This is a genomic window from Rhodococcus sp. NPDC054953 (assembly GCF_053609225.1).
In genome coordinates, this window is record NZ_JBSGXD010000025.1 from 57,111 (window position 1) to 69,168 (window position 12,058).

Annotated in this window: 12 protein-coding genes; 7 read left to right on the forward strand and 5 right to left on the reverse strand. The window is 70.2% G+C overall.

Features of this window, described 5'->3' with window-relative positions; translation table 11 throughout:
* Positions 1–138 precede the first annotated feature (138 nt).
* Together ACWF62_RS16675 and gcvT are read right to left on the reverse strand one after the other, a co-directional pair.
* Positions 139–1,242: a branched-chain amino acid aminotransferase gene (locus ACWF62_RS16675; protein ID WP_452630658.1), complete on the reverse strand. Its 1,104-nt coding sequence runs from the start codon at positions 1,240–1,242 to the stop codon at positions 139–141.
* A 93-nt stretch (positions 1,243–1,335) separates the two neighbouring features.
* A complete protein-coding gene (gene gcvT, locus ACWF62_RS16680; protein WP_452630659.1) occupies positions 1,336–2,436 on the reverse strand; it encodes a glycine cleavage system aminomethyltransferase GcvT in 1,101 nt (366 codons plus the stop codon).
* Between the two features lie 139 nt (positions 2,437–2,575).
* On the opposite strand from gcvT, the gene ACWF62_RS16685 reads away from it, so the two are divergent.
* The 3 genes from ACWF62_RS16685 to ACWF62_RS16695 all read left to right on the forward strand — a co-directional run bounded on the left by ACWF62_RS16685 (position 2,576) and on the right by ACWF62_RS16695 (position 6,316).
* On the forward strand, positions 2,576–4,090 hold the full coding sequence (locus ACWF62_RS16685) for a leucyl aminopeptidase (RefSeq protein ID WP_378571546.1): 1,515 nt from the start codon (positions 2,576–2,578) through the stop codon (positions 4,088–4,090).
* Positions 4,091–4,315: 225 nt separating this feature from the next.
* Positions 4,316–4,519, forward strand: coding sequence for a hypothetical protein (locus ACWF62_RS16690; protein WP_452630661.1), 204 nt, complete (start codon positions 4,316–4,318; stop codon positions 4,517–4,519).
* Positions 4,520–4,645: 126 nt separating this feature from the next.
* A complete protein-coding gene (locus ACWF62_RS16695; protein ID WP_452630662.1) occupies positions 4,646–6,316 on the forward strand; it encodes a 4Fe-4S binding protein in 1,671 nt (556 codons plus the stop codon).
* Between the two features lie 89 nt (positions 6,317–6,405).
* Here ACWF62_RS16695 and ACWF62_RS16700 read toward each other — a convergent pair whose 3' ends face one another.
* Entirely contained in the window at positions 6,406–6,900 is a 495-nt protein-coding gene (locus ACWF62_RS16700) for a SixA phosphatase family protein (RefSeq protein WP_452630663.1), read from the reverse strand.
* Between the two features lie 288 nt (positions 6,901–7,188).
* On the opposite strand from ACWF62_RS16700, the gene ACWF62_RS16705 reads away from it, so the two are divergent.
* Positions 7,189–8,718 carry a DHA2 family efflux MFS transporter permease subunit gene (locus ACWF62_RS16705; protein ID WP_378508166.1) on the forward strand — a complete coding sequence of 510 codons (1,530 nt, stop codon included), beginning with the start codon at positions 7,189–7,191 and terminating at the stop codon, positions 8,716–8,718.
* Positions 8,719–8,784: 66 nt separating this feature from the next.
* Here ACWF62_RS16705 and ACWF62_RS16710 read toward each other — a convergent pair whose 3' ends face one another.
* The gene (locus ACWF62_RS16710; protein WP_378508165.1) at positions 8,785–9,225 is read right to left on the reverse strand and encodes a PaaI family thioesterase; all 441 of its coding nucleotides are present in this window, start codon (positions 9,223–9,225) and stop codon (positions 8,785–8,787) included.
* A 122-nt stretch (positions 9,226–9,347) separates the two neighbouring features.
* Between ACWF62_RS16710 and ACWF62_RS16715 the strand changes: the two genes are divergently transcribed.
* Together ACWF62_RS16715 and ACWF62_RS16720 are read left to right on the forward strand one after the other, a co-directional pair.
* Positions 9,348–9,731: a hypothetical protein gene (locus ACWF62_RS16715; protein ID WP_378508164.1), complete on the forward strand. Its 384-nt coding sequence runs from the start codon at positions 9,348–9,350 to the stop codon at positions 9,729–9,731.
* A gap of 155 nt (positions 9,732–9,886) precedes the next feature.
* A complete protein-coding gene (locus ACWF62_RS16720; protein ID WP_378508163.1) occupies positions 9,887–11,128 on the forward strand; it encodes an acyl-CoA dehydrogenase family protein in 1,242 nt (413 codons plus the stop codon).
* Positions 11,129–11,174: 46 nt separating this feature from the next.
* Here ACWF62_RS16720 and ACWF62_RS16725 read toward each other — a convergent pair whose 3' ends face one another.
* A complete protein-coding gene (locus tag ACWF62_RS16725) occupies positions 11,175–11,636 on the reverse strand; it encodes an SRPBCC family protein (RefSeq protein ID WP_378508162.1) in 462 nt (153 codons plus the stop codon).
* A 105-nt stretch (positions 11,637–11,741) separates the two neighbouring features.
* Between ACWF62_RS16725 and ACWF62_RS16730 the strand changes: the two genes are divergently transcribed.
* A partial coding sequence (locus tag ACWF62_RS16730; protein ID WP_452630665.1) for a DUF309 domain-containing protein occupies positions 11,742–12,058 on the forward strand: 317 nt, incomplete at its 3' end.

A 12,058-nucleotide genomic window follows, 5' to 3' on the forward strand; every position in this document is an offset into this window, starting at 1 on the left:
AGGGGCCGTGGAGATCGCGAGACATGCTCGAATCCTGCCACCACACAGCTCCCGCGGATGTTTCCCATCAGGGGAGACTGCACCACGTTTGGTCTTACTGGGGCGGTTTCCCCCCCCCCCCGCCCAGGGCCGAAGCCGTCAGGCCAGGGTGGTCATCCAGCCGTGGGTGTCGGCGAAGGTGCCGCGCTGGATCCCGGTCAACGTGTCGCGGAGCGCCATCGTGACCTCGCCCGGCTCGCCGCCGCTGATGCTGAACTCGCCCTCGGCGGACTTCACGGATCCGACCGGGGTGATGACCGCGGCGGTGCCGCACGCGAACACCTCGGTGATCTCCCCGGACGCCGCCTTCTCCCGCCACTCGTCGGTGCTGATCCGGCGTTCCTCGACCGCGTACCCGGCGTCGGCGGCGAGGGTGAGCAGTGAGTTGCGGGTGATGCCCGGCAGCAGCGACCCGGACAGCTCCGGGGTGACGAGGCGGGCGTCGGCGCCGGACCCGAAGACGAAGAACAGGTTCATGCCGCCCATCTCTTCGACGTACCGGCGTTCGGTCGCGTCGAGCCAGACGACCTGGTCGCAGCCCTCGTCCGCGGCCTGCGCCTGCGCGACCAGGGAGGCCGCGTAGTTGCCGGCGAACTTGGCGGCGCCGGTGCCGCCGGGGGCGGCGCGCACGTACTCGGTGGACAGCCAGACGCTGACCGGCTTGACGCCCTGTGCGAAGTACGCGCCCGCCGGGGACGCGATGAGCAGGTACTTGTAGCTGTTCGCGGGCCGCACCCCGAGGCCGACCTCGGTGGAGATCAGGAACGGACGCAGGTAGAGGGCGTCCTCACCGCCCGCGGCGGGCACCCAGCCGCCGTCGACGGCGAGCAGCTCGGTGATCGAGCGGTGGAACAGCTCGTCGGGCAGCTCCGGCATCGCCATCCGGCGCGCGGACGCGCGGAGCCGTTCCGCGTTGGACAGGACCCGGAACGACGAAATCGAGCCGTCCTGCTGCCGGTACGCCTTGAGGCCCTCGAAGATCGCCTGCCCGTAGTGCAGCACCATCGTCGCCGGATCCATCTGCAGCGGCGCGTAGGGCTGCACCGTCGCGTCGTGCCAGCCGCGGTCCTCGGTCCAGTCGATGGTGACCATGTGATCGGTGAAGTACTTGCCGAACCCGGGGGCCTCCAGTACTCGCGCGCGCTCCTGCTCCGTGGCGGGTGCGGGGTGCGGAATACGCGTGAAGTCGAGGACACCAGTCATGCGCCGAATCCTATCGAACGCGGCGTGCACGACCATGCGCGACCGCGAGTTCTCGTGCCGCGCCGGCGCGCGACTGCCTGCGCGGCACCCGGGTCACCGGGTGTGCACCGGCACGAACGGCGGCGCGACGACCTCGCAGCGCAGGGCCCGGCCCCGCACGTCGACGGTGACCTCGTCGCCTGCCGCCACCCCCGCGGACGCATCAAGCAGCGCCAACGCGATGCCGACCTTCAGCGTCGGAGAGAAGGTGCCCGACGTGGTCTCGCCGAGCGCCACGCCCTCCCGCAGCACCGACTGTCCCTGCCGCAGCACGCCGCGGTCGAGCGCCCGGATCCCCCACATGGTGCGGGCGGGGCCCGCCGCCTTCTGCGCGGTCAGCGCCTCACGACCCCAGAACGCCGGCTTGCGCCACCCGATCGCCCACCCGCACCGCGCCTCGAGCGGCGAGATGTCGGTGGACAGTTCGTGCCCGTGCAGCGGGTAGCCCGCCTCGGTGCGCAGGGTGTCCCTGGCACCGAGTCCGGCGACCTCGCCCCCCGCCGCCTTCACCGCGGCCAGCAGCGCCCGGAACACCGGCTCGGCACCCTCCCAGGAGGGCAGCAGTTCGTAGCCGTGCTCGCCGGTGTACCCGGTGCGGCACACCCGCACCGGCTGCCCCTCGAATTCCGCGTCGACGAACGCCATGTAGTCCATGTCCGACGGCAATCCCAGTGCGGCAAGGATTTCCAGCGATTTCGGTCCCTGCACCGCCAGCACGCCGTAGTCGCGGTGCAGGTCCGTCACCGTGATCCCGTCCGGGGCCTGCGCGGCCAGCGCGGCGACCACAGCCGCGGTGTTCGCCGCGTTCGGCACCAGGAACACCTCGTCCGCGGAGACGTAGTAGGCGATCAGGTCGTCGGTGACGCCCCCGGCCTCGGTGGCACACAGGGTGTACTGGGCCTGCCCCGGACCGATCTTGTCGAGATCGTTTGTCAGGCAAGCATTCACGAATGCGGCGGCACCGGGGCCGACGACCGACGCCTTGCCGAGGTGGCTGACGTCGAACACCCCGACCGTCTCCCGGACGGCAGTGTGCTCGGCGACCACCCCGGCATACGACACCGGCATCTCCCAGCCTCCGAACGGGGCGAAGGTGGCGCCGAGTTCGGTGTGCACGGCGTGGAGGGGTCCCTGCTGCAGTTCCGCATCACTCATGGGCACCACGCTAGTCGACGGGGATGGCCCCGACCCGATCGAAACGGCGGCGGTGCACCCGGACGATGCAGGTCCGCGCGCCCCGCTGGCGCGAACTACAGTTGCGGACAACGCAATCACCCACACCCCAGGAGCAGATGTGAGCCCTGCCAAGTCCGATGCGCCGCTCGGCCCGGAACTCGTCCTCGCCGGATCGATCGCCAAGCGGGTCGACGTCCTCGTCATCGGCCTGACCACCGGGCCGGACGGTCCCGAGGTTTCCGTCGGCGACGTCCTCGACGACGCCACCGCCGAGGCCGTCCTCGCCGGGCTCGTCGCGGTCGGGGCGACCGGCCGGGCCGAGGAGGTCACCCGGATTCCCGCACCGGCCGACCTGCCCGTCGCGAGTGTGGTTGCGGTCGGGCTCGGGTCCGCCGACGACGCCGACGCGGAACAGATCCGCCGCTCGGCGGGTGCGGCCGCCCGCGCGCTCGCCGGCACCGCCATCGCCGCGACCACGCTGTCCGGGCTCGACCTCGGCGCCGCTGCGGAGGGCTTCTACCTCGGCGCCTACACGTTCACCGAGTTCAAGGCGAAGTCCGCGCCCGGCGCGGGCAGCGCCCCCCTCGGCCGGGTCGAGTTGCTGGTGCCGTCACCGCGCACCGCGGCGGCAAAGAACGAACTTGCCCGCTCGGCCGCGATCGCGGAAGCCGTCGCCGTCGCCCGCGAGTTCGTGAACACCCCGCCCAGCCACCTGTACCCGGCAGAGTTCGCGGCCCGGGCCAAGGCGCTCGGCGCCGCCGCCGGACTGAAGGTGGAGGTGCTCGACGAGAAGGCCCTCGAGAAGGGCGGTTACGGGGGCATTCTCGGCGTCGGCAAGGGATCGTCCCGGCTGCCGCGCCTGGTCCGGCTCACCCACAAGCCGACCGGCCGCGGGCTCAAGAAGGTCGCACTGGTGGGCAAGGGCATCACCTTCGACACCGGCGGCATCTCCATCAAGCCCGCCGCGGGCATGGAGAACATGACCTCCGACATGGGCGGCGCCGCGGCCGTCATCGCGACGGTCGTCCTCGCAGCCAAGCTCGGGCTGAAGGTCGGCGTCGACGCGTACGCGCCGATGGCCGAGAACATGCCGTCCGCGACCGCCCAGCGCCCCGGGGACGTCCTCACCCAGTACGGCGGCACCACCGTCGAGGTGATCAACACCGACGCCGAGGGCCGCCTCGTGCTCGCCGACGCCATCGTCAAGGCGTGCGAGCAGAACCCCGACTACCTGATCGACACCGCGACGCTCACCGGAGCGCAGATGGTCGCGCTCGGCAACCGCACCCCCGGCGTGATGGGCACCGACGAGTTTCGCGATCGGGTCGCCCGGATCTCGCAGGAGATCGGCGAGAACGCGTGGCCGATGCCGCTGCCCGCCGAGCTGCGCGCGGACCTGAACTCGAAGGTCGCGGACCTGGCGAACGTGACCCCGCACCGGTGGGGCGGCATGCTCGCGGCGGCGATCTTCCTGAAGGAGTTCGTCGCCGACGACGTGCAGTGGGCGCACATCGACGTCGCGGGTCCGTCGTACAACACCGGCGGCCCGTTCGGCTACACCCCGAAGGGCGGCACCGGCGTCCCGGTCCGCACGATGATCAGCGTCCTTGAGGACATCGCCGCCAACGGCTAGTGCGCTCCGCGCCCGTGCAGATGGGGCGGCTCCGCTGCGCTCCGCACCCGTGCGTGGTTTTTCCCCCCCCCTGGGGGGAAAACCCCCCCACGGTGCCGATGTCGGGGACGGCCCCGCACTCTTCGTGAGTGCGGGGCCGTTCCGCGTCTATCGTGGGGGGGGAACCGGACATTCCGCTCCGGCCTGCACCGCGAGGACTTCTCGCCGACCCGAGGGAGCGACGACATGGCAGGCAAGGGAATCGACAGGGTGAAGACGCAGGCGGCGTTGGACACGGTGCGGGAGAGCCCGGGCATCGCCGCGATCGTCGCGGCGCCGGTGGTGATCGGGTTCGGCGTGCTCTGGTGGGCGATCGGCTTCTGGCCGGCGCTGCTGTCGGTCGCGGTGGTCGTTGCCGTCGTCGTCGGCTTGCGGAAGCTGCGGGGCTGACCGCGGGTTCCGGGTCGGCGGGTCCGATCCGGGACCATTGTCACTTCCATCACAACCTCTGTGACATACCTCGCATCGAACGAGTACTCTCTGCGAGAACATGTTCTATTTTGGAGGAGATCGACAGTGGCGTTCGTGATCACTCAGCCTTGTTGCAACGACGCGAGTTGCACCGAGGTGTGCCCGGTGGACTGCATCCATCCGACGCCGGACGAGCGGGCGTTCAAGAGCACCGAGATGCTGTACATCGATCCCGAGAGCTGCATCGATTGCGGCCTCTGCGTTGACGCCTGCCCGGTCAACGCGATCTTCCGTGACGACGACCTGCCCGCGTCGATGGAACGGTACGCCTCCATCAACGCCGACTACTTCGCCGCGGGCGATCTCGAGGACGCCGCACCAGGCCCGTCGCTGAAGTTCCCGAAGAACGTCGACGAGCCGTTCCGCGTCGCAATTGTCGGCGCGGGGCCGTCCGGGTTCTACGCGGCCCGCGAACTGCTCGCGTTCAAACGGTCCGGCATCGAGGTCGACATGTTCGACCGGCTGCCGACACCGTGGGGACTGGTGCGCGCGGGCGTCGCCCCCGACCACCCCGAGACGAAGGCCGTCACCGACCTGTTCGCCGAGGTCTCCCGCAGGCCCGGCTTCCGCATGCACCTCAACGTCGAGGTCGGCACCCACATCAGCCACGCCGAACTCCTCGAACATCACCACGCGGTGATCTACACGGTCGGCGCGCCGAGCGACCGGCACCTCGGCATCGCGGGCGAGGAACTGCCCGGCAGCCTCGCGGCCACCGAGTTCGTCGCCTGGTACAACGGCCACCCCGACTACGCCGCCCGCGACTTCGACCTGACCGGGAAGCGGGCGGTCATCGTCGGCAACGGCAACGTCGCGCTCGACGTGGCGCGGCTGCTGGTCCTCGACCCCGACGCCCTCGCCAAGACCGACATGGCGCAGCACGCGGTCGACGCGTTGCGGGACAGCGCGATCGAGGAGGTCGTGCTGCTCGGCAGGCGCGGACCGGCTCAGGCCGCGTTCACCAACCCGGAACTCCTCGCCCTCGGGCACCTGCCGGGTGTGGATGTCGTCGTCGACCCGGCCGAGCTCGAGCTCGACGAGGTCAGCGCCGCCGAGGTCGCGGCCAACCCGGCGAAGAAGCTCAAGCTCGACATCCTCCGCGAGTACGCGGCCCGGCCCCTCGCCGGTCACCCGAAGCGGATCGTCCTGCGGTTCCTGGTGTCCCCGGTCGAGGTGCAGGGCACCGACCACGTCACCGGGCTCGTCGTTGCCCGCAACGAGATGGTCGCCGACGAGTCCGGCGCCATGCGTGCCCGCAGCACCGACGACACCGAGGTCCTCGAGACCGGCCTGGTGCTGCGCTCGGTCGGCTATCGCGGCGTCCCGGTCCCGGACCTGCCGTTCGACGAGTCGAGGGGCACCATCTCGAACGTCGGCGGCCGGGTCACCGAGGTCGGCACCGACGTCCCGGTGCCCGGCACCTATACCGCGGGCTGGATCAAGCGCGGGCCGTCGGGTGTCATCGGCACCAACCGGCAGTGCGCACACGACACCATCGCACTCATCCTCGAGGACCTCACCGCCGAGCGCCTCGACACCCCGAAGGCGGATCGGGACGCCCTGGTGGCGTTGCTCGCGGACCGGCAGCCCGACGAGGTCGACTGGGCGGGCTGGAAGCTGATCGACGCCCGCGAACGCGAACTCGGCAAGGCGGCGGGCCGTCCCCGCATCAAGCTGCTCGACGTCGCGGAGATGGTGTCGATCGCGAAGGGCTGAGCCCTACCGCGAGTGCGGAGCCGTCCGGGAGCCGGGCCTGTCGAGCACAGGCCCGGCTCCCGCCGTTCGACGGTCGGTCGCGGGATCGGTCAGCGCGGCACGTGGAACGAGGTCAGGGTCGCGCCTGCGACGTGGATCCCCGCCCAGGCGTCCGTGACGGCCAGTGTTGCCAGCGCCGACGTCGGGAACTTGTCGGCGATCCGGTCCGCGTACCGCGACCGGGGGTCGAGGGCCGTCGCGGCACCGGGAATGCCGGGATCGTGCCCGACGACCAGCAGGGTGCGCACACCGGCGGCGGTGCCCGCGATCTCGTGCAGAACCTGCGCGGGTGTCGCGCCGTACAACAGGTCGCTGTAGCGGGTGGGGGCGTCGACCCCGGCCGCGGCGAGGGTCAGGCGGGTGCGCGTCGCGGTCGAGCACAGCACCGCGTCGACGGGCGGCTGGGTGCGCCGGATCCAGTCGCCTGCCAGCGCGGCCTCCCGGCGTCCCCGCGGCGCGAGCGGCCGATCGTGATCGGTCACCCCGTCGGGGTACGCCGACTTTCCGTGTCTCAGGAGGATCAGGGTTCGGGCGGCCGCTGCCATGTCCAGCAGCGTATTCGCGGCAGGCAACGAGCGGGTGTACGGGGAAACTCGGTTGCCCGACGCGGGCGCGTCGTGATCGGATCGGCGGGTCAGGGGCATCGGCCAACGGGTGATGCCCCTCACAAGTATTCGCCATTGACGGACGGTGTACGTCATCGTTGACATTCGTAGCGCGGTCGATGGCCGCGCCGTTGCTCGTGATCGTCAGCGCGAAACGCTTCGTGCCGATTGACCGCACGCGAGGGCCGCCGTCCCGCGTGTCCACCAGATGACCCGTCAGGAGACCCCATGACGACGCCGACACCGGGAGCCCCCGCGGCCTCGGACAAGATCGACGGCGCAGTTCTCAAGATCGCCAGCGTGGTGGTGCTCGGCGCCATCATGTCCATTCTCGACGTCACGGTCGTGTCCGTCGCCCTGCCGACGTTCATGCAGGAGTTCAACGCGACGTACGCCACGGTCGCCTGGACGATGACCGCGTACACGCTGGCCCTCGCCGCCGTCATCCCGGCCACCGGCTGGGCGGCGGACCGGTTCGGGACCAAGCGGCTGTACATGACCGCGCTGGTGTTGTTCGTCGCAGGATCGGTGCTGTGTTCGGTCGCCTGGAGCGTCGAGTCGCTGATCGCGTTCCGCGTGATCCAGGGACTCGGCGGCGGCATGCTGATGCCGCTCGGCATGACGATCATGACGAAGGCGGCAGGCCCGCACCGGGTCGGCCGGGTCATGGCGGTGCTCGGCATCCCGATGCTGCTCGGGCCGATCGGCGGCCCGATCCTCGGCGGCTGGCTGATCGAGGCGGCGAGCTGGCACTGGATCTTCCTGATCAACCTGCCGATCGGCATCGTCGCCCTGATCGCCGCGTTCATGCTGCTGCCGTCCGACAAGCCGCAACCGTCCGAGTCGTTCGACTTCCTCGGCATGCTGCTGCTCTCGCCCGGCCTCGCGCTGTTCCTGTTCGGCGTGTCCTCGATCGCCGAGGGCGGCGGCGGTCTGACGACCCGCGTCGTGGTGTCCTGCGCGATCGGTCTGGTGCTGGTGGTCGCCTTCGTGTTCCACGCGCTGCGCCGCGCCGACCACCCGCTGATCGACCTGCGGCTGTTCAAGAACCGCAACCTCACGATCGCGGTGCTCACGTCCAGCCTGTTCGCGGTCGCCTTCATGGGCGCGGGCCTGCTGTTCCCGAGCTACTTCCTGCAGGTGCGCGGCGAGACGACCCTCGCCGCCGGACTGCTGCTCGCCCCGCAGGGCATCGGCGCGATGGTCACAATGCCGATCGCGGGCAATCTGGTGGACCGGATCGGCCCCGGCAAGATCGTGATGTTCGGTATCGCGCTGATGTCGGTCGGCATGGGCGTGTTCACCCAGCTCGGCGCGGACACCCCGTACCCGCTGCTGCTCGGTGCGCTGTTCGTGATGGGCCTCGGCATGGGCTGCACGATGATGCCGATCATGACCGCGGCGATGCAGACGCTGACCGATCACACCATCGCGCGGGGCTCGACGTTGATGAACATCGTCCAGCAGGTCGCCGGATCCGTCGGTACCGCGACCATGTCGGTGGTGCTGACGAACCAGATGAAGGACCGTCCGGAGGCGGCGGCCGTCGCCGCGGCCCAGCACGACCCGTCGGTCGCGGCGCAGCTGCCGCCCGGTGCGATCGAGCAGGGGCTGTCCGCGGCCGCCGACGCGTTCGGCAACACCTTCATGGTTGCGCTGGTGCTGCTGCTGCTGACGCTGATTCCGGCGTTCTTCCTGCCGCGTCGCAAGCCGGCCGCGCCCGCATCGGGCGAGGCGGCCCCGGTGGTGATGCACTGACGCACCGGACCTGACGGTGTGATCCGGTGGGCCCGCCTTCCCGTGAGGGAGGCGGGCCCACCGGCGTCAGGAGGGGGCCCGGTCGAGGTCGATGCGGGTCGCCGACCCCTGCGCCGCGGCGCACAGCGTGGTGCCGTCTGGTCCGTCGACGTACACCTCGCAGCGGCACAGTGCCTGCCGTCGGGTGGCGCTGACCGTGCTGGCCGTGGCCCGCAGCAGGGTGCCGACGGCGGGCCGCAGGTAGCTGATCGTGAAGCCAGCGGTGACGATGCTCGGCCCGAGGACCGTGCCCGCCGCGAAGGTGAGGGCGTTGTCCGCGGCGTAGGACAGCACGCCGCCGTGGACGAACCCGTGTTGCTGCAGCAGGTCGGGTCGGATCGGAATCTCGAGGGTGGCGGCGCCGTCGGTGTAGTCGGTGAGGCGGGCGCCGACGAGCGCGCTGAACGGTTGCGCGGCGAGGACCGCGGCAGCATCGGCGAAGCCGGGGGAGTCGTTGTCGCTGCTCACGAGTTCCGATGATGCCACCAACGGGGTGTCGCGGGGCGGTTCCGCGGCATTGTCGGTGCCCGGCGCTAACGTCGAACCAGACGGAACCGATGTGGGAAGCAGCACACGGAAGAAGGCGCATCATGGCGACCGCACCCCAGCCGTCCGAAAAGTTCACCCGGGCCGATGACCCCTCCCCGCCCGCCGCGGCGCTGCCGCCGGGACGCGAATGGGACTTCTTTGCGGTGGTCGGCACCTCCGTGCAGGGCGGGCACACCCTGGCCCGGCTCGGTCCGTCGGGTACCGCGCTCGACGCGCTGCGGGTGGCGGTGCAGTCGGTCAACCACACCGCGTACTCCATGCTCGAGCAGGGGGTTCCCGGCGACCCCTGCGCCGAGTCGCGACTGCTGGAACGCTTGCCGATCACGGAATTCAGCGTGCAACGGTGCCGCCGCGGCAGCGCCGACCCCGACCCGACGTGGTCGCTGTCGGGCGGGCGGCATCAGCGGCTGCGGCGCGCGGCCTGACGTCAACGGCGGCGCCCGTGCGGCTCATGCCACCAGTATCGGACGAAGGGCAGCTCGAGTCCGGCCCGATCCGGCCGCACTCCGGACACCGAATCAGAACGTGTTCTATATTTGCGTGACTGCCTGATTGCCCGAAAACGCTTGGAGTTCACGACATGTACGAGTGGTCCGATACCGACCTGATGTTCCGCGACGCACTGCGTGGCTTCATCGACAAGGAGATCAAGCCGCACGTCGACCGGCTGGAGAGCGGCGAACTGCCGCCGTTCGACATCATCCGGAAGATGTACGCCACCTTCGGGATGGACGAGATGGCCACCGAGGCCCTCGAGAAGGCGTTCGGGAAGGAAGAGGCGCGCGAACGCGGCGAGGCAGCACCCGACTCCGGCGAGAAGGGCGGCGGCTTCAGCGGCGCGGGCAGCATGGGCGTCATTCTCAACAGCGAACTCGCTGGCGTGAGCCTCGGCCTGGTCGCGTCGATGGGCGTCAGCCTCGGCCTGACCGTCGGGACGCTGCGCAGCCGCGGCACCCTCGCGCAGAAGAAGCGCTGGCTGCCGGAGCTGGTCACGATGGAGAAGGTCGGCGCGTGGGCAATCACCGAGCCCGACTCCGGGTCGGACGCGTTCGGTGGGATGAAGTCCTACGTCCGGCGCGACGGCGACGACTACATCCTCAACGGCCAGAAGACCTTCATCACCAACGGCCCGTACGCCGACGTCACCATCGTCTACGCCAAGCTCGACGAGGGCGACGCCTCCGTCGACCGTCGCGATCGCAAGGTCCTCGGCTTCGTCCTCGACAAGGGCATGGAGGGCTTCACCCAGAGCGCGCCGTTCAAGAAGATGGGCATGAACTCCTCGCCCACCGGTGAACTGTTCTTCGACAACGTCCGGATCAGCAAGGACCGCCTGCTCGGCGAGACCGAGAACCCCGCCAAGGGCGACGGCAAGGAGAGCGCGAAGGAGTCGTTCGCGGCGGAACGGATCGGCATCGCCTCGCTCGCGCTCGGCATCATCAATGAGTGCCAGCGGCTGTCCATCGACTACGCGAAGAACCGGAAGCTGTGGGGCAAGGAGATCGCCCAGTTCCAGCTCATCCAGCTCAAGCTGGCCGAGATGGAGGTCGCCCGCCTCAACGTGCAGAACATGGTGTTCAACGCGATCGAGCGCACCGCGTCCGGGAACCCCGTCACGCTCGCCGAGGCCTCCGCGATGAAGCTGTACTCCTCGCGCGCGGCGACCGAGGTGGCGATGGAGGCGGTGCAGCTGTTCGGCGGCAACGGCTACATGGCCGAGTACAAGGTCGAGCAGCTCGCGCGGGACGCGAAGTCGCTGATGATCTACGCGGGCTCCAACGAGATCCAGGTGACGCACATCGCCAAGGGCCTGCTGGCCTGACGGATGCGCCCCGCCCGCCCGTCACCACCGGGCGGGGCGGGTGGGGTCAGCTGCCCCGCGGGTCCTCCGCCAGCGCCTCGGTCCGTGCCCGCAGGGTGGCCTCGGTGTGCGCGATCGCTGTCCCGACGATCGGTTCGACGATCTTGGCGAGCGCCTTGCCGAGCAGGCCGCCGGGAAGGGTGTAATCGAAGTCGACGGACAGCTCGGTGTTGCCGTCCGGGGTGGGGGAGAATCGCCAGGTCGACCCGTTGCTGATGCCGTCGACGGATTCCAGGCGGATCAGCCGGTCCTGCTCCCATTCGGTGATCCGGACCCGGGAATTGAGTGCCTTCGGGCCGAGCTGCATGGTCGCGTCGAAGGTGGCGCCAAGGCCGTGGGTCTGCGACCCGACCGGTTCGAAGCGCGTCACCCCGAACATCCAGTCGGGGACGTTGCGGTAGTCGTCGACGTAGGCGAACCCGGCGCCGACGTTCACCTTCGCGACCGCGGTGCGGTGGATGTGAGCCATGCTTCTCCTTGCGTGCTGTCCACGACTAACCCTGTTACCCAGGGTAACGGGTAATGGGCCGAGTTGGACAGTCGTTCGACAGAGTGCTGGCTCTAGTCTTGGGGTGTGGACCGACGAGAGCGTGACTCGGCTGGCCGTCCCCGCAACGCCCGACCTCGGGACGGGTTGGGTCGACCGCTGGCGCGGGGCATGGCCGGGGTGCCCCGCGCTCCCGAGGGGCTGGTCCGGACGCCGGCCGACACCGTTGACGAGGCGCAACGCCTGTTCGATGCCGGGCTGCCGTTTCACGCCCACGAGGTGCTCGAGGACGCGTGGAAGTCGGCGCCGGAGGCCGAGCGCCCGCTGTGGCAGGGGCTCGCGCAACTCGCGGTCGGGTTCACCCACCTGCGCCGCGGCAACCGGGTCGGCGCGGGGTCCCTGCT

Excerpts from the sequence above, each read along its gene's own strand:
- ACWF62_RS16675 (WP_452630658.1), bottom strand. The coding sequence starts at position 1,242 with ATGACTGGTGTCCTCGACTTCACGCGTATTCCGCACCCCGCACCCGCC.
- ACWF62_RS16725 (WP_378508162.1), bottom strand. The coding sequence starts at position 11,636 with ATGGCTCACATCCACCGCACCGCGGTCGCGAAGGTGAACGTCGGCGCC.
- ACWF62_RS16715 (WP_378508164.1), top strand. The coding sequence starts at position 9,348 with ATGGCGACCGCACCCCAGCCGTCCGAAAAGTTCACCCGGGCCGATGAC.
- ACWF62_RS16720 (WP_378508163.1), top strand. The coding sequence starts at position 9,887 with ATGTACGAGTGGTCCGATACCGACCTGATGTTCCGCGACGCACTGCGT.
- gcvT (WP_452630659.1), bottom strand. The coding sequence starts at position 2,436 with ATGAGTGATGCGGAACTGCAGCAGGGACCCCTCCACGCCGTGCACACC.
- ACWF62_RS16700 (WP_452630663.1), bottom strand. The coding sequence starts at position 6,900 with ATGGCAGCGGCCGCCCGAACCCTGATCCTCCTGAGACACGGAAAGTCG.
- ACWF62_RS16705 (WP_378508166.1), top strand. The coding sequence starts at position 7,189 with ATGACGACGCCGACACCGGGAGCCCCCGCGGCCTCGGACAAGATCGAC.
- ACWF62_RS16690 (WP_452630661.1), top strand. The coding sequence starts at position 4,316 with ATGGCAGGCAAGGGAATCGACAGGGTGAAGACGCAGGCGGCGTTGGAC.